This window comes from Pyramidobacter sp. C12-8 (genome assembly GCF_002007215.1).
Lineage (GTDB): Bacteria > Synergistota > Synergistia > Synergistales > Dethiosulfovibrionaceae > Pyramidobacter.
On record NZ_MUHX01000132.1, the window covers coordinates 1 to 231 of the forward strand.

The window sequence follows — 231 nt, forward strand, 5'->3', positions numbered from 1 at the left end:
GGGCAGGGATGATTTTGGTAACTTCACGCCGGATCCACGCCTTTTGCGCGCGCGAATAATCCGCAGCCGCAGTAACATTCAGCTGTCCGCTGTGAGGAAATTCGCTGAGCGTGTATTCCAACCCAAAGCTGTCGAGCGCCTTGCGGATCCCCGCAGGCGTAAAGTCTCCTTCTCCCAGATTCATACGAAGGCGCAGCATTTCACGCCGCTCTTGGGTGCTTTCTTCCGTTC

1 protein-coding gene is annotated in these 231 nt (G+C 56.3%); it reads right to left on the reverse strand.

What is annotated here, in order from left to right:
* Positions 1-231, reverse strand: a 231-nt coding sequence (locus B0D78_RS13070) for a hypothetical protein (protein WP_168170148.1), incomplete at both ends; no start/stop codon positions are given.